Consider the following 15,894-nt stretch of genomic DNA (forward strand, 5'->3'; position numbering starts at 1 on the left):
ACTTTTCTATGAGTTCTTCGTCATTAAAGAAAAGGAGGTGTTCAGCTTGAACATAGAAGAAATATTTTACTTACATAATCACACCATTTTTAAATACTTATATTACTTACTAAATGATGAAAAATTAGCGGAGGATTATACACAGGAAACCTTTGTCCGTTATTTGAACCATCACCAAACAATAAAAGAAGGAGCCGATCTCGCTTGGTTGCGGTGCACTGCACGCAACCTTGCCTATGATCATTATCGTCGGAAAAGGATTATTCAGTTTGTCCCTTTTTTACAACAGCATGAAGAACAAGCGTCACCTTCTCCTCATCAATGGCTGATGCAACGAGAAGATGCCAAGATACTGTATCTTGCAATTCGAAAACTAAAAATTACCTATCGTGATGTGATCATTCTGCGCAAAATAGAGGGGCTTTCCATCGAAGAAACCTGCGCTATTCTTGGCTGGAATGAGGGGAAAGTAAAAAACACATTAAAACGAGCACTCATCGCATTAAAAAAACAGTTAGGAGGTGAGATGGATGAAGAATGATAAGAAGACATGGCAACACTTAGATGATTTAATGTTATCTGATCAGCAGCAAAAAAAATTATTACGCAATATGACAGAGCCCTCAGTAATTAGTAAACAAACTACTGGAAATGGATGGAAAATTCCTTCTGTGTCAGTGCTATTTATAGTAGTTCTTTCTTTATTAATTTTAACTTTTGTTCAACGTCCGACTGATTCTCCTATGACAATGGATTCCTCCAAAGCCATCCAACGTGTCTACTTAAAGGAGAATCTGAACAAGGATACCTTTATAGCAAAGGATTCTTGCCTTTATGTTCCTCAGCAATGCTATGCTCATTCAAAGGCTATCACACAGCTACAACAGAATTGGGACAACGCTTCTCCTATAACAATATCCGCTAGTCAATGGAAAAGTGGTACTATCTATGATATTTTGATTCTCTATAATGACCGTACACAAGAGAAATGGAAGGTACTCAATAACAAGATTTTCTTCAATGTTGAAACCCAGCAAGCCTTTCTGATTGAAGAATCAATTGACTCTCTACGCTATTTTTATGATGAGAAGCGGTCGACGAAACTTATTTTAGGGAACATTTTCATCCTACTTATGCATTTCATCCTATGGATTGCTAAAAAAAGAATGCCTTATACAGAACGTCGCTTTTTCGCTGCGACAGTTGAGCATGCTATTGCCAATGCCATCATGCTCGTGTTGTTTGGAGGTATTTCATTTGGTATCTATCTTGTCCACCATACAATTCATGCAACAATTATTTATGGCCTTTTCTCACTCTACTCCTTTATGCAAATCTATTATCGTAAAAAGGCTGGTGAACCTAAGGGTTACTTAATTGCTAGCGCTCTTGTTCAGCTTTGTATAGCGATAGCTTTTACATGTTTATACCTTGGACTGAATGTCTATTTTTAATAAAAAAATGTACTGACTCCATGAAGGGTCAGTACATTTTTATACTATAGCTTATTTACAAGCTCCAACAACGCTGTCAAAGAATCCACCTCATAGGTAGGTGTCACAGCCCCGTTGGCGATATTGCTTTCACGATTAATCCATACATTGCGCATTCCCACACGAGATGATCCTAAAATATCAGTATTAAGATTGTCGCCAACCATAATTGCCTCGTCCGCTGTAATACCTGCTTTCTCCATCACAAACTCAAAAATAGATGCGTCCGGCTTACCTTTACCAAAGTCACCTGAAATAATAATATGATCAAAATATGGGGCAATTTCTGGTGTGATTTCTAGCTTTAAATTTTGCAAACTTGGTGCGCCATTTGTAAGCAATACAAGCTGATATTTTCCTTTTAATTCATCTAACACTGCAAAAGTATCTTCGTATAAAAATGGCGCTACTTTACGCTCGGCTACAAAGCGCTCTCCTAGCTCCTCTCCAAACGCTGTATCTTCAATACCAAGAGCAGCTAACCCTTTTGTCCAAGCCGCTGCACGATAGCTAGGAACAATTTCCTTCATTTTTTGGAAGGAGTCCGTCGAGTCGTCAAACGTTCCCCAAAGTCCTTCAAATGGATTGATACCAATTAATACCGTATAATCATATGTTTCATAACCCTCATATAAAGCACGTGCCTCTCGGCGAACAGCTTCCTCTAGCTCAGTAGGATTCACATTATGTACTGTTGCTGCATAGTCACATGTTTTTTCAAATGCAGTTTTGACTGATTTTTTATCCCATAGTAGTGTATCATCTAAATCAAAAATAATTGTATTTATCGACATTTTTGTCCGCTCCTAGCTCCCGATTAATACTACTATTTTAGCATATTTTCAAAATATTTAGGATAACAATTTAAGTACAATTCATGTATCTAAAAACAAGCTGTACGTCAAATCTTCACAGCTTGTCATGTATTAATTATTTTTATTTCGTAAACGATTCATTAAACTCTGAAGGTCTGCTCTTTTTTGTTGTGTTTCTTCTTTTAAAATTTCAATATGGTAAATACCATCTTTTTCTTCTATCTGAACACGATCACCTACTTGCACAGGCTTGTTCATGGCTGACTGTGAAATAATGAGTTGTTCCTCTTCTGCTGGAAACTTTAAGAAAACCGCATAGCCATCTTCAATACGGTCCAATGTGTATTTACTCAAGCTCACTTACAAGTTCCCCTTTCTCATTCCGTAATTGCGCAGCATCTCCAGCATTTAACCAAATTTGTTTAGTTGTCCATTTCAAATAATTTTGCCCTTCCCGTGCATTGGTCCCACTAGTAATATAAATCGTTTTCCCTGGCTGTAAAGAAAGATTAGGGAAATTATAAACTTGATGCCCTTCAATTGAAATAAGCTGCCAATCTTTTAAAGATACTGCGTGTTGTCCACTATTTTTAATTCCTACAATTTCAGTAACTAGATCCTTACTAACGATTTCAATAGCTGTTGTCGGTTCTTCTTTAGATAGTATATTACCAGTTTCTACACTAGAAGTTTCCTTACCGTTCACCGTATAGTTTACCCCATCTGTGGACACCGTAATCGTTCCTAAATCCGCGGTGGCATATATTTTACTACCAATAGCCTGCAAACGGTCCACAATTTCTGCATGTGGATGTCCATACTTATTATCCTCTCCATAACTTAATATCGTGACCTCTGGTTTTACAGCCTGAATGAACTCCTCTGAGCTACTTGTGTTAGAGCCATGATGTCCAGCTTTTAAAACTGTTGCTTTCACATCATACTGCAACATTTCCTTTTCTAATGCCACTCCCGCATCTCCTGTCAATAAAAAAGAGACATTCCCATAAGTCATTTTTAAAACAATGGAGGCATCGTTATTGTCTGTAGCCTGATCATTGGCATTTAAAACTTTCACATTTACATTCTTATCAAATTCGATATCATCACCGATTTTTGGCACATGATAAGGAATATTTTTTTCATCGATACGTGTCAGCATCTCTTCAAAGGTTTGCGATGTATGTACTTTTCCCGAATCATAAAATTGCTCAATCGTCATGTTATCTAATACAGGAATAAGCCCTCCAATATGATCAGCATCTGGGTGTGTTGCTACTACAATATCAAGCTTATCTATCCCAAGTTCTTTTAAATAAGAGACAATCTGTTGCCCTGCGCCCTTCACTCCCCCATCTATAAGCATCGTTTTACCACTTGGTGATTCGATCAGTATAGAATCCCCCTGTCCTACATCAATAAAATGAACCTGCATTTCATGACCAGCTGTTACAGGAATTTTCTCTGTCTTGACTGCCTCGGTACAGCCGGCTAATAAAAAAATACAAAGGAGTAATACTATTATTTTTTTCATCTACTAACTTCCTTTCTATTCTCCTATTATACAAAAAGAGAGCTAGCCATGGGCTGCTCTCCTTTTACTTTAAACAAATATCCACCATAAAATCATCGTAATAATAATAGTCACAAGCCCTTGGAGTAATGTGGCCACCGTTTGGGCTTTATAGGCTTGTGTTACTTCCATACCACTATACTGCGTAATCACCCAAAAGAAGCTATCATTCACATGGCTAACTGTCATTGCTCCTGCACCTATTGCCATCACCACTAATGCTAATGGTACCGCTCCATCAATCCCCAATGTCACAAGCATTGGGGCTACTAAAGTAGATGTAATCACAAGAGCTGTTGTGGAAGAACCTTGAGCCGTTTTCAACGCTGCTGCTACTATAAACGGCACAAGAAGGAATAATGTACCTGAGGCAAACATACCTAAATCCATTTCTTGAAGCATTTCTCCAACACCAGCATTTTTTATAACAGTTCCAAACGAACCACCAGCCCCTGTTATAAGTAAAATTGGTGCTGCTTCTTTTAGACTTTCGCCAATCCAACCTGTTAATGTCGTTTCATTGACTTCAGGTAATAATAAAAAGGCTGCTGCTACACCTAAAAATAAGGCCACTGTTGGAGAACCTAAGAATTTAAAGATGGTATTGAAAGTCGATTCCGTATCACCAACTAATGCTGCTATAGAACCCAAACCAATTAACACAATCGGCAGAACGATTGGTAAAAATGCTTTAAATGTTGAGGGCATTTTACCAAAGGATTTAATGACTTCCTCATAATCTAATGCCTCTACCTCATCTTCAGGAACGCGAATTTTTGTCGCCACTTTTACTGACCATAGATAACCTACGAATGTTGCTGGTATCGCGACTAGTAAACCAATGACAATGACTGTTCCTAAATAATCAGCTGCGCCAATATTTCCTGCTGCTGCAATAGGCCCTGGAGTTGGTGGTACTAATACATGCGTCGCAAATAAGCCAGTTGCTAAAGCTACTGCCATAGATGCAATCGTAACATTGGCTCGCTTTGCTAATGATTTTTGCAAGCTGGATAAAATAATAAAGCCAGAATCACAAAATACTGGTATGGATACGATATAGCCAATTAAAGACATCGCTAATTGTGGACGTTTAGGTCCTACAATTCTTAACACTACTTCTGCCATTCGATAAGCAGCACCTGATTTTTCTAATATTAAGCCTATAATAGTACCAGCAATAATGACTAAACCAATACTTGTCATTAAGCCTCCAAATCCAGTATTAATGCTTTCCACTACTGTCAATAATGGCATACCTGAAGCAATTCCAACGAAGAAAGCACTAATTAATAAAGCTAAAAACGGATGAAGCTTTAACTTAGCTGTTCCTAAGACAACAAATAATACCCCTATTAATATAATAATGAACAACATCTAGACATCCCCCTTTTGTAAGTAACGCTCTATCATTCTTTTAGTTTTTAACCGAATAAAGTGTGCAGGTTCTTGCATTGCCTGCTGCACATCAATCTCCTCATCTACCAATGACTCAACAACTGTAAAATACGCTTGTAATGCTGCATTTGCCTTGGTATCAATTCCTCCAGACAGCAGCATCGCCTCTACATTCGCTTGCTTTGCAGCTTTTGCTACACCTAATGGTGCCTTACCATGTAATGTTTGAAGATCAGATTTTCCTTCACCCGTTATCACTAACTGTGCTTCTGCTAAATGAGCCTGAAGTTGTACAGCGTCCAGCACAAGGTCAATTCCTGCATGGAAGGTTCCTTTTAAAAAAGCGATTAATGCGCCCCCCATTCCCCCAGCGGCTCCAGCACCTTTATAGTCATGTAATCGTATAGCAAATTGAGCTTCAACAATATCTGCAAAATGCTTTAAACAACGATCAAATTCAGCGACCTGGTGTTTTTGAACACCCTTTTGTGGACCAAAGATGGCAGTGGCTCCTCGTTCACCAATAAGCGGATTATCCACATCACAGGCAATCGTAAATGTTGATTCTGCTAATCTAGTGTCTAGTAGACTCATATCTATGACATCTAATTGCATAAGGTTAGAAACACCAGCCTCAAGTTCCACCCCTTCCGCTGATAATAACCGCACACCTAATGCTTGTAACATACCAGTACCCGCATCATTTGTAGCACTCCCACCAATGCCAATAATAAATTTTCTAAAACCTTGATCAAGTGCGGCTTTAATTAATTGTCCTGTGCCATAAGATGTAGCAAGTTCAGGATTTTTCTCACTTTCTTGTAACAGCATAATACCAGATGCTTGAGCCATCTCTATTACACAGGTTACTTGATCGCCCAGTACACCATATTGAGCCTGGATAGCTCTTCCCAATGGATCAAGCACAGTTGCTGAGCAATATCGGCCATCTGTAGAGGCAATAAGTGAGTGCAGTGTACCTTCACCACCATCTGCCACTGGTAGTATAATTGTTTCAATTGAATGATCCACATCTAAGATTCCTTTTTGCATTGCCTTTGCTACTTCAACTGCTGACAGAGTACCCTTGTAGGAATCTGGACTAATGATAACTTTCATGATATACCTCCACTTATGTCGTCCATTGACATTTACGTAAATTTTCATATCCCTAAGTTAAGCGCTTACAATTTATTATAATGACAATAAATTCAGAAAACATTATAATAGGTGTACAATTTATCTGTCATATAACAGGCTGTTTTTTATGCGAGGTGTATAAACATGTTGACAAAAAAGTTAGCAGAAGACATCGTCCATCAAACGATGTTGCGCTTGCGTCACAATATTAATGTTATCAGCCCAAGTGGAGTCATTTTAGCTTCTGGGGATAAAATGAGGGTGGAAAATATTCATGAAGGTGCACTATACGTAGCACAGACAAAAGAGACTCTAATTATAAATGAGGAAAATATAGCACTTTATCCAAACACAAAACCAGGCATCAATATGCCAATTATGTACCAAGATGAGGTTGTAGGTGTTATAGGTATTACAGGAGATTCAGAGGATATGCTTGAAATTGCTAATCTCGTTCAACTCACAACAGAGATTATGGCCCATCAAGCGATTGTTGAATCTAAAAGCGAATGGCAACGAAAGAATAACGATTACATATTTGAAGCACTCGTTCATGGAAGTAAGCTAGACGGAACCTTAACTGAACGGATTCAGAAATTACCATTTGCTCTTTCTGGCCCTTTTCAGGTGATTTTAGTGAGCTTAAATGAAGCATCCTACGCAGAAAATACAATACCCTTCTTTTTTGAGGATCTATTTTACAAACAGCCTATTCTTGCTGGTCATAGCCAATTACAGGAATACTATATCCTACTAACAAGTTGTATGGAGCAAAATTGCCGTCCTATTATAAAAGCACTGCGTAAGCAGAAGCAGAAACTTCCCTCCCTTCAAATTGGTGTAGGGCCTGTGGTTCAACATTTATCTCAGCTTCCCTATAGCTACCAAGGTGCCAAAACAGCTCTAAAATTTGCTGCAATCAATAATGAATTGACTTTTTTTGAAGATGTCGAGTTATATTCCCTTTTTAAACCTCGTGAATCGGAGGAGGTACAAGCATTTTACCGTCGTGTACTCAAAAATTTAGACGCTAAACAATTGGAAACATTACAATCGTTTTTTGATTGTAATTTACAGCTAAAGCATTGTGCTCAGCAATTGAATATTCATCGACATACACTTACTTATCGTTTAAATAAAATAAGGGAATTAACAGGCTATGATCCGCAATACTTTGAGGATGCTGTTCTGCTAAAAATGGCCTGTACATTACGAACACTACAAACAATGAAGGCAATCTGAACAGATCAGATTGCCTTCATCATTAAGCCTTATATAATTCATTTAAAAATTCTATTTTCTTCCCAATAGCCTCTTCAAAGGTCATGATATAGGCAGCAGGATCTTTCGGATTATGGAATTGTGTAATTCTCCCTGTTTCGGGATGAACAAATTTTGAGGATGCCCCACAGCCAATTCCTAAGATTGTCTGCACTTCTTCCATAATAACGATATTATAAATACTTTCTTCTCCCGCTTTACTATAGCCGACATTTTCTAAATTACCTAAAATATTTTTCTGACGATATAAATAGTATGGAACATAATCATTTTCTTTTGTCCAAATTCGTGCCATTTCCATCATTTCAGCTACCGTATCACGGTCGGCTACTTTGTATTTATCCTTATTACGCGTCATCTCTGAAGCACGTTTAAATGATAGCGTATGAACAGTTAAAGACTCTGGCTGCATTTTTGCCGATTCCTCTAATGAATGTTGGAATTCTTCAATCCCTTCATTCGGTAGCCCAATTATAAGATCCATATTGATATTGTTCATACCTGATTCTCTTGCAAGCCAAAACTTATCAATGGTTTCCTGGACTGTGTGATGACGACCAATTGCTTTTAATGTTTCATCAGTATAAGATTGTGGATTTACACTAATACGATCAATACCCCATTTTTTTAGTACTTCTAATTTTTCTGGTGTGATGGTATCAGGTCTTCCTGCTTCAACTGTCACCTCTCGAATTGTTTCAGGGTTAGGGAATGATTCATACATCGTTTGATATAAGGCATCCATTTCATCGGCCTCAATTGAAGTCGGTGTACCACCACCCCAATAAATGGAGGTGATTTTCATATCATTGTCCTTCAGCCATTTGCCCATTTCGCGCAATTCAATATGCAAGCCATCTAAAAAAGTCGTAACACGCCCTTGCTTACGATTACTACCAATCGCATAGGCTGGGAAAGTGCAATATGCACATTTGGTAGGGCAGAATGGAATACCAATATAAACACTGATTTCTTGTCCAATGGCATCAAGATCAGGAATGGTCACTAGTTGTCGGTCCACAATTTCCTTTAATAGTCCAACTTTTTCCTTTGATAAGCGGAAATCTCGAATTAATAGATCAGCAATTTCTTGCTCACTTTTACCTTCTTTTCTAAATTTATGATACAGCTTTGTTGGGCGTACACCCGTTAAAATCCCCCATTGCTGATGCACTCCAGTATGCTGTTCAAGAACATCTAAAAATACATGTGACAATGCACGTTTTATGCGAATATTTAGCTCACGATCTGTTGCCGGGGACTCATATTGAATACTGTACTCATTCGTGTATTGCTTACCATCTACAATCAAGTTTGCTTTTGTAGAAATGGAAAAATCGTCTCCAGTCTGATAGTCAAATGTAGCAGACATATCTGCTCCCATTGGTTCAACCTTCAGCTTGGAATCCTCAAAAAATAAATTCGCAATATGATTTAATACGCGAATCCAATCTTCAGGATATTTTTGATCTATATGAATAATTTTCATTTCGTTTCGCTCTCTTCTTTTATATATTGCAGATTTAAGTTTAACAAATTTCTATGACTATAAGCAAAATAACAATTAGAATCTATAAAATAACAGAATATTCAGTTTAAATATAGACAAACTATTTTTTTGTCATTATAATTTTCAGAAAAGGTGGTGTCGAGAATGTTTATTTTAAAAAATGACAATTATACATCTGTTTCGAGCTTTATTCATCAAGTAGAAGTAGCATTCCACCATTTTGATTTAGAGCGCTGTGACGAAAAAACATTATATGTCACGGTAAAACTTAATTACGGCACACATAAAGTACTTTGTGATTTTATTTATATTATTGATCAACAAGAAATCTATGGCGCTATTTCAATTAACAAGCATTATGAAAAGACAAGGGTATTTATTCAACAGCATTTTCAGCAATTTTTATTGTATTCAGATGAAATGGTATTAGCTAAAAACTTCATGAGTACAATATCCTTTAAACAATGTCTCCAACAATTTGCGAAAAAGTATCCAGCCTTTATTTCCTCAAAGAACCATTACGCTCTAGCAATGGCTGAGTAACCACAAATAAAAATAGTATGCCAAGCATTGTTGGCATACTATTTTCTTAATTATTTTAAATATTCATCCACAAATTCAACAGGTACATATGTCTTTGTATTTTTTAAAGTCGGTGCGACTGTTAGTGTACGTAATGCCTTATTATAGCCAAATGTTTTTTCACCGCGAGTAATTGTGTAAGACATATTCCCTTTTGAAAGGATTGCCCCCTTGCCTGTAGAATCCACTTTGAAGCCAAGCTTTTCAGCGATCACACGTAATGGCACCATTTTTGTACCAGCTACTTCATAAGAATCTGATGCGATAATATTATCAATTTCTTCATTTATTGGATTCTTAGTAGTTGAGGAATCATCGTCCAGTACAATTACTTTAGATGGTGTTGTTTGAGCTGGGATACTTTTAGTAGAGGCCGTATAGAAAACAATCAGATGCTTCTCTGCTAAATCTTTAGCGTCCACCTTTTCACCTTTTTCATTGAATAGCTCTGTTTCTTTCCCAATATTTAATTTTAAAATATCATACGTATTAGTTAAATCTTCAAAGAAATAATCCACTTCTACAAAACCAACTTCTTCTGTTTCAACGATGACAACCTCTGGATTGAATTGTGGTGGATAAATATATTTTTGCGGTTTGTTAGCAAAGGTATAAGCTAATACTTTATCACCCTTTTGTAGCTCCACGTTCTTCCCAGTATTGTCGAACACGAGAGTATCTTTAGTAATTTCTAATACATTTGTTTGCTCGCCTTCTTTTACTGTGTAATATGTAATATTTTCCTCAATACGAACATCTTCCACAGTACCACGAGTATCATTAAAAATGTGTACGGGATCAATTTGTATTTGTGGAACCTCCGCTTCTGTAGATTGCTGCTCATTTGCTGAAGCTACCGGTACAAGGGCACTTCCAAATAATAATGCAGACATAGCTGCAGGTGCTATTTTTTTCATGTTCATAAAATCTCTCCTTATTGTTTGGATTCATAGTAGTAGTAGTTTTAAAATGGAAAAAGTTTCAGTGCAAACCGAGGATTTTATGAGAAAGAGGTGGCAGTATCTACTGCCACCTCTTATTCCTATTCTTTAACAATCTCGCTCAAACCAGTAATATCGATGCCATTTAAAGCTTGAGTAGCAAGGCGATCTGCTTCCGAATTATCCTTACGTGAAACAAGCTGGTATTCGGCTTGAATGTGAAGTTGCTCCAGCTTAGCATCAATTTTATCTGCCCAGCTTGCTAGTTCTTTTTCCAATGCTGGCCATTCCCCATTCAGTTGATTGATGACCACTTGTGAATCTCCTATAATACGCACAGGCAAATGGTGGACATTTAAAAGTTCTAGTTCTACTAAGGCTAAATAAAGCGCTGCATACTCTGCCTCGTTATTTGATTTCAATTCAGACGAAAAGGCATTCCTTCTCAATCGTAAAGGTTTACCATTTTGTTCGTAATAAATGGCGCAGCCTAGTCCTGCTTGCCTTGTCCCACGATCAAAACCTCCATCAAAATAGAGCGTAATATTATGAGGCTCTGTATCAATTTCCTTTAAATATGCTTTTAGCTCTTTAAGTGACCAATTTGTATCTTGCCGATCCATACAATGTAGCGATTTTACCCTTCCCGTTCTTTCCATATCCTCTGCAAGTAAAAGTGCTTGAGCTGCAGGCATTTCAGCTGAACGTAAAACTGTTGTTGCTCCTTTTGGTGTTTTATAGGTCCATTCAATGATGACATGCATATTCATAACCTCCCATACTCTTTAACTGGTACATAAAGCAAAAACGTGTACCGACCAATAGCGGATACACGTTTTCCTCTCACTTGTTATATGTGCAATTCCTAGAAAAATTATTCCTTTTTAAATTGCGATTATCACCTATTATTGAATTCCTTCATATAAACCTTGGATAGGTTTTATTAAAATGCGATTTACTTCTTCGATTACTTTACTTACCTTCATTTCTGCCTCAAGCATCGTTGAAATTTTTTCATTTTGCTGTGCAAGCTGTGCCGCTTTTTGTGCATAGACAAGCTCATCCTCCAAAATATCCTCACCAGCTAATTGCTTTTTCTGTAATTCGATTTGGATTTTACGGAAGTTTTTAAAGACATTTAATGCCTCTTCATCATTTTTAACAACTTCAACAGCAGCTTTTAACGCTTCAAATTCTGGAATCTTACGGAAAGTTGCTTCTAGCGCATTAATGTCATTATAAATATTAATCATTCATACAATCTCCTTTTAAATAAAGTAAACAATCAAGCCTTGCACAATCCCAATCAATCCACCAAGCACTGCACCTAATACAGTAATCATTTTAAACTCACGTTTTGAAATACCTAATACAAGCTCCTCTAATTTCTCTACTGGGAATGAGTCAACCTGCTCTCGCACAACCTCTTGTAAGTTTAAACGTTTTAGTACATCCTCAAGTTTTTCCTCTGCCTTCACAAAAGCTTTTTCTATAGCTTGTGGAATCACGGTATACTTCGCCCAGTCATTTCCTTCTGACCAATAATAAGAAATCGGTTGATTTAAACGTTCAGAGATTGCTAATTGTTCTTTCACGTACACTTGTAATTTCGATAAAATGGGTTCAAATTGAACATCTTGCAAAAAGTCCATAGCTGGTCGATCTTTAAGTTTTTCCCATTCCTGTGAAAATATTTTTGTTAGTAATGTTGTTGTTCCTGGTGCTTGTAAAAACTTCACAAGCTCACGTTGAACTTTCCCAACTAATGAAGAGGAATCACCTAAGAACATATTGATCATGCCGCCTAGAGACCCTTTTGATGATAAAAAGTCATCAATCATTGCCTTTATCGTCATTTCACCTTCTGGTGATAAAAAATAATCCTCGCCTTTTTCTAAAATGTGCTGAACTGCTACTGGAATTTTAGCATCAATTGTATTTTGGATATCATCTGATAGCAGCGTACGAATTGATTTTGTTGATAGTGTATTCTTTACCGACGAAAATTGTCCCTCAACAATTGCTTCAACCTTCTGTTCAATAGTAGTAGGTAGATGAGCAAACCCAGCTAAGTTTAGCCAATCCTGAATTGTTTTGTCGTTTGTAAAGATTGTTTCTTCAACTTTTGTTTGCACAAAGTGTTCTACTTTGTCTTGAATATCCTTAGAGAAAAACTTTTTTCTAAATGTTTCAGGCGTTAGTAAATAATTAACTACTGTAAGACCCAGCTGTTTAGCTAATTCATCACGTCGTTTGGGTATAAGGCCTGGTGTAAACGGTACACGCCAATTTTTAATATATATCGCTTTATATGGACGAAAAAGCATTTTAATGGCTAAGTGATTTGTAACGCCCCCAATTGCAGCCCCAATGATAGCCATAAAAAGTAATGTCACTATAAAATTATCCATCAGTATCCTCTCATTTCAATTGTATTCAAGATTGGCGTATTTTGTCGCCTTCTGCACTCATTATAGCAGAGCAATGATTTTCAACGAAAGAAATACCCCTTTAGAATTTCAATCTCATCCTATTTACTTCTATGAAAAGTGAATAGTTGCAAAAATACCTTTATACTTGAATAATATGACTACATACTATAAGAAGCGAGGTTTGATGATGATTCAACATTTCAGTTTTAAACCACTATTTGAAAACACGCAACTACCTGGGTGGTCTATTTCATTTTTTTATCAACGAGAACGATACCAAGCGGAATATTTAAAGGACGGTACAATTGAGTGGATAGGAGCCATTCCATCAGACGAGGAGGTTGTTAAAAAAATGATACATGAACTTATGCTGTTTCATGTATACGATTGAATTTGATAGTCAATTTTTCGTTGTGATCCCGTATAAAAATACCTATATTTACTATTAATAGCACGCCATTTAAGCTAATTATGTTGAATCCTGTTGAAATTTGTATATTTTTCTTATACATTTATGATATCAGCTTAATAGTAAATGTTTTTTATGCAGGGGGCCATTTCAATGAGTAAAGTCACACTTTCGGATGACTTAAATAGCTATAATTCAAAAGCGTTAATTCGTGTAAAAGTAAAAGAATTTTTTTCAGAATTTTCCGCTAAAATATTCGAATTAGTGGATGAAGCGGGTGCTGTTAATAGTAAGAAATTCGAGGAACTTTCTGGCTATAAAAGCGACTTTTACAATGAGTATTGCAGTCAACTAAAGGGCTTCTTTGATTTTTCTACTAGCTCTTTCGGCAAGAAATCGATTAAAACGTTCTATTTAACGTATAATAACAAGAACTATGTTTTAACACAGCAAGGCATAACGGAAAAAGCACCTGTATCTATCGCTCCGTTTACAGGTGAAATACCTTTAAAGGAAACGGTTCATGATGTTGAAAAAGCGTGTTTAAAATTACGCTTCCAGCAAGAATAAATAGGTCAAACATTTAGAAAGGGGGAGTCTCAAATGATGATTGAGACTCCCCCCTTTCTATAAAAAATAATTCATTTAAAAAAATCCGCAAGCTAAAGCACTCTTGAGATTTTTGACGTGTCGTATTATATGAGATGCAAAATGCTTCTTTCCCTAAACAAACTATCTTTGATCTTTCTAAAGTTAGCATATAGCCATGGTAATTACAATCTTTTGGTATTTGAATCTAGTTGCATTTTTTCAAAAGATCCATGAAAAACAAGTGAAAAAGTTGTTGTCAATATTTGTGTTTTTCTTTTAAATAATTTATGATTGAAACATCCAACAATTTTTTAAATCATAGGAGGTGTACACTTTGTTTACTTCCCTCATTCGGGCGGGAACAAAGGAATTATTTGGACGGAGACATATTGGAGATAACCATTAGGTTGGCGGCATTCGCCCTACTAATTATAATGACTGGATTTTTCGTTGCAACTGAATTTGCAATCGTAAAAGTGAGATCTACCCGCATTGATCAATTGCTCGCGGAAGGGCATAAAAAAGCGAAAAATGCAAAACGTGTTGTTTCAGATTTAGATGAGTACTTATCTGCATGCCAGTTAGGTATTACCATCACTGCACTTGGTTTAGGTTGGTTAGGTGAACCTACATTTGAAATCATTTTACACCCAGTGTTTGAATTTCTAAATTTGAATGGTAGTATTACATCTATCCTTTCATTCATACTTGCATTCTCAATCGTTACGTTTATGCATGTTGTTATTGGGGAATTGGCGCCAAAAACATTAGCCATCCAAAAAGCAGAATTTGTCACATTAAACTTTTCTGGCCCATTAATTATCTTCCACAATATTACGTATCCCATCATTAAGCTATTAAATGGCTCTGCCCGTGGTTTAACAGGTCTTTTCGGCTTAAAAATGATGTCAGAATCAGAAGTTGCTCATACAGAGGAAGAGCTGCGTATGATTTTGTCGGATAGTTTAAAAGGTGGAGAAATTAATAACTCAGAATATGAATATGTTAACAGTATTTTCGAGTTCTCTGATCGTCTTGCAAAAGAAATTATGGTTCCTCGAACTGAAATTGTCGGCATAGAAAAAGAGCTAACAATTAAAGAAGTGTTTGATTTAATGGGTGTTGAGCAATATACTCGTTATCCAATTCTGGATGGAGATAAAGATCATATTATTGGATTAGTTAACATGAAGCATTTATTAACCGCTTACATTAAAGATCCTAAAAATGGTGATAAGCCAGTCATTGATTATATGCAACCTATTATTCGAGTGATGGAAACAACGCAAATTAACGATCTATTACTAAAAATTCAACGTGAACGTATTCATATGGCCATTTTAATGGATGAATATGGCGGAACATCTGGTTTAGTGACGATTGAAGATATTATTGAGGAAATTGTCGGCGATATTCAAGATGAATTTGATGAAGACGAAATCCCGGAAGTACAAGAAATTGCAGAAAATCATTTTATTTTAGATGCTAAGATGCTTCTTGAAAATGTAAATGATATGCTTGGTACTGACATAGAAGATGATGATATTGATACTATCGGTGGTTGGTTCATGACGAAGCGTTTTGATGCAGTCGAAGGTGACAGTATTGAAGAGCAAGGTTTTGAATTTATCGCAAAAGAATTAGATGGTCACCATATTTTATACTTAGAAGTTCTGAAATTACCTAACAGTGATTTATCAAATGAATATGACGCAGTCATTGACTAAAA

At 36.5% G+C, this 15,894-nt stretch carries 17 protein-coding genes; 7 read left to right on the forward strand and 10 right to left on the reverse strand.

Features of this window, described 5'->3' with window-relative positions:
* The first annotated feature begins 37 nt into the window (after positions 1-37).
* Both NYE73_RS20460 and NYE73_RS20465 read left to right on the forward strand, forming a co-directional pair.
* On the forward strand, positions 38-541 hold the full coding sequence (locus NYE73_RS20460) for an RNA polymerase sigma factor (protein ID WP_233732853.1): 504 nt from the start codon (positions 38-40) through the stop codon (positions 539-541).
* Positions 531-1,454: a hypothetical protein gene (locus NYE73_RS20465; RefSeq protein ID WP_115674058.1), complete on the forward strand. Its 924-nt coding sequence runs from the start codon at positions 531-533 to the stop codon at positions 1,452-1,454. Before NYE73_RS20460 ends, NYE73_RS20465 begins: the two co-directional genes overlap by 11 nt.
* Positions 1,455-1,498: 44 nt before the next feature.
* Here the strand turns inward: NYE73_RS20465 and NYE73_RS20470 are convergent, their stop codons facing one another.
* The 5 genes from NYE73_RS20470 to NYE73_RS20490 form a co-directional block, all read right to left on the reverse strand.
* Positions 1,499-2,287 carry an HAD family hydrolase gene (locus NYE73_RS20470; protein WP_048391774.1) on the reverse strand — a complete coding sequence of 263 codons (789 nt, stop codon included), beginning with the start codon at positions 2,285-2,287 and terminating at the stop codon, positions 1,499-1,501.
* A gap of 132 nt (positions 2,288-2,419) precedes the next feature.
* Positions 2,420-2,668, reverse strand: coding sequence for a DUF3006 domain-containing protein (locus NYE73_RS20475; RefSeq protein ID WP_048391776.1), 249 nt, complete (start codon positions 2,666-2,668; stop codon positions 2,420-2,422).
* Positions 2,655-3,842 carry an MBL fold metallo-hydrolase gene (locus NYE73_RS20480; protein WP_259949872.1) on the reverse strand — a complete coding sequence of 396 codons (1,188 nt, stop codon included), beginning with the start codon at positions 3,840-3,842 and terminating at the stop codon, positions 2,655-2,657. Before NYE73_RS20480 ends, NYE73_RS20475 begins: the two co-directional genes overlap by 14 nt.
* Before the next feature lie 69 nt (positions 3,843-3,911).
* Positions 3,912-5,258 (reverse strand): GntP family permease, encoded by a 1,347-nt coding sequence (locus tag NYE73_RS20485; protein ID WP_259949875.1) that lies wholly within the window; start codon positions 5,256-5,258, stop codon positions 3,912-3,914.
* A complete protein-coding gene (locus NYE73_RS20490) occupies positions 5,259-6,398 on the reverse strand; it encodes a glycerate kinase (protein WP_103118804.1) in 1,140 nt (379 codons plus the stop codon). It lies immediately after the preceding gene.
* Positions 6,399-6,563: 165 nt separating this feature from the next.
* Between NYE73_RS20490 and NYE73_RS20495 the strand changes: the two genes are divergently transcribed.
* Entirely contained in the window at positions 6,564-7,661 is a 1,098-nt protein-coding gene (locus NYE73_RS20495) for a CdaR family transcriptional regulator (protein WP_054548653.1), read from the forward strand.
* A 22-nt stretch (positions 7,662-7,683) separates the two neighbouring features.
* Here NYE73_RS20495 and NYE73_RS20500 read toward each other — a convergent pair whose 3' ends face one another.
* Positions 7,684-9,189 (reverse strand): coproporphyrinogen III oxidase, encoded by a 1,506-nt coding sequence (locus NYE73_RS20500; protein ID WP_259949878.1) that lies wholly within the window; start codon positions 9,187-9,189, stop codon positions 7,684-7,686.
* Between the two features lie 165 nt (positions 9,190-9,354).
* Between NYE73_RS20500 and NYE73_RS20505 the strand changes: the two genes are divergently transcribed.
* Positions 9,355-9,753 carry a hypothetical protein gene (locus tag NYE73_RS20505; RefSeq protein ID WP_054548655.1) on the forward strand — a complete coding sequence of 133 codons (399 nt, stop codon included), beginning with the start codon at positions 9,355-9,357 and terminating at the stop codon, positions 9,751-9,753.
* A 50-nt stretch (positions 9,754-9,803) separates the two neighbouring features.
* Here NYE73_RS20505 and NYE73_RS20510 read toward each other — a convergent pair whose 3' ends face one another.
* The 4 genes from NYE73_RS20510 to NYE73_RS20525 all read right to left on the reverse strand — a co-directional run bounded on the left by NYE73_RS20510 (position 9,804) and on the right by NYE73_RS20525 (position 13,144).
* Entirely contained in the window at positions 9,804-10,715 is a 912-nt protein-coding gene (locus NYE73_RS20510; protein WP_259949880.1) for a copper amine oxidase N-terminal domain-containing protein, read from the reverse strand.
* A 119-nt stretch (positions 10,716-10,834) separates the two neighbouring features.
* Positions 10,835-11,497, reverse strand: a complete 663-nt coding sequence (locus tag NYE73_RS20515; protein WP_048391789.1) for a ribonuclease H family protein — start codon at positions 11,495-11,497, stop codon at positions 10,835-10,837.
* A gap of 141 nt (positions 11,498-11,638) precedes the next feature.
* On the reverse strand, positions 11,639-11,986 hold the full coding sequence (locus tag NYE73_RS20520; RefSeq protein WP_004230811.1) for a YlbF family regulator: 348 nt from the start codon (positions 11,984-11,986) through the stop codon (positions 11,639-11,641).
* Positions 11,987-12,001: 15 nt separating this feature from the next.
* The gene (locus tag NYE73_RS20525) at positions 12,002-13,144 is read right to left on the reverse strand and encodes a DUF445 domain-containing protein (RefSeq protein WP_259949881.1); all 1,143 of its coding nucleotides are present in this window, start codon (positions 13,142-13,144) and stop codon (positions 12,002-12,004) included.
* 208 nt (positions 13,145-13,352) lie between these two features.
* On the opposite strand from NYE73_RS20525, the gene NYE73_RS20530 reads away from it, so the two are divergent.
* The 3 genes from NYE73_RS20530 (at position 13,353) to NYE73_RS20540 (ending at position 15,892) form a co-directional block, all read left to right on the forward strand.
* Positions 13,353-13,556: a YheE family protein gene (locus NYE73_RS20530; RefSeq protein ID WP_048391848.1), complete on the forward strand. Its 204-nt coding sequence runs from the start codon at positions 13,353-13,355 to the stop codon at positions 13,554-13,556.
* Between the two features lie 171 nt (positions 13,557-13,727).
* On the forward strand, positions 13,728-14,144 hold the full coding sequence (locus NYE73_RS20535; RefSeq protein WP_259949882.1) for a hypothetical protein: 417 nt from the start codon (positions 13,728-13,730) through the stop codon (positions 14,142-14,144).
* A gap of 428 nt (positions 14,145-14,572) precedes the next feature.
* On the forward strand, positions 14,573-15,892 hold the full coding sequence (locus NYE73_RS20540) for a hemolysin family protein (RefSeq protein WP_004230815.1): 1,320 nt from the start codon (positions 14,573-14,575) through the stop codon (positions 15,890-15,892).
* Positions 15,893-15,894 lie beyond the last annotated feature (2 nt).

It is taken from the genome of Lysinibacillus sp. FSL K6-0102 (assembly GCF_038003545.1).
GTDB classification, from domain to species: Bacteria; Bacillota; Bacilli; order Bacillales_A; family Planococcaceae; genus Lysinibacillus; species Lysinibacillus capsici.

What these genes read in the sequence shown, in the direction of transcription:
- NYE73_RS20505 (WP_054548655.1), top strand. Translation starts at nt 9,355, where the DNA reads ATGTTTATTTTAAAAAATGACAATTATACATCTGTTTCGAGCTTTATT.
- NYE73_RS20525 (WP_259949881.1), bottom strand. Translation starts at nt 13,144, where the DNA reads ATGGATAATTTTATAGTGACATTACTTTTTATGGCTATCATTGGGGCT.
- NYE73_RS20515 (WP_048391789.1), bottom strand. Translation starts at nt 11,497, where the DNA reads ATGCATGTCATCATTGAATGGACCTATAAAACACCAAAAGGAGCAACA.
- NYE73_RS20465 (WP_115674058.1), top strand. Translation starts at nt 531, where the DNA reads ATGAAGAATGATAAGAAGACATGGCAACACTTAGATGATTTAATGTTA.
- NYE73_RS20520 (WP_004230811.1), bottom strand. Translation starts at nt 11,986, where the DNA reads ATGATTAATATTTATAATGACATTAATGCGCTAGAAGCAACTTTCCGT.
- NYE73_RS20490 (WP_103118804.1), bottom strand. Translation starts at nt 6,398, where the DNA reads ATGAAAGTTATCATTAGTCCAGATTCCTACAAGGGTACTCTGTCAGCA.
- NYE73_RS20510 (WP_259949880.1), bottom strand. Translation starts at nt 10,715, where the DNA reads ATGAACATGAAAAAAATAGCACCTGCAGCTATGTCTGCATTATTATTT.
- NYE73_RS20500 (WP_259949878.1), bottom strand. Translation starts at nt 9,189, where the DNA reads ATGAAAATTATTCATATAGATCAAAAATATCCTGAAGATTGGATTCGC.
- NYE73_RS20495 (WP_054548653.1), top strand. Translation starts at nt 6,564, where the DNA reads ATGTTGACAAAAAAGTTAGCAGAAGACATCGTCCATCAAACGATGTTG.
- NYE73_RS20535 (WP_259949882.1), top strand. Translation starts at nt 13,728, where the DNA reads ATGAGTAAAGTCACACTTTCGGATGACTTAAATAGCTATAATTCAAAA.
- NYE73_RS20480 (WP_259949872.1), bottom strand. Translation starts at nt 3,842, where the DNA reads ATGAAAAAAATAATAGTATTACTCCTTTGTATTTTTTTATTAGCCGGC.
- NYE73_RS20530 (WP_048391848.1), top strand. Translation starts at nt 13,353, where the DNA reads ATGATTCAACATTTCAGTTTTAAACCACTATTTGAAAACACGCAACTA.
- NYE73_RS20485 (WP_259949875.1), bottom strand. Translation starts at nt 5,258, where the DNA reads ATGTTGTTCATTATTATATTAATAGGGGTATTATTTGTTGTCTTAGGA.
- NYE73_RS20470 (WP_048391774.1), bottom strand. Translation starts at nt 2,287, where the DNA reads ATGTCGATAAATACAATTATTTTTGATTTAGATGATACACTACTATGG.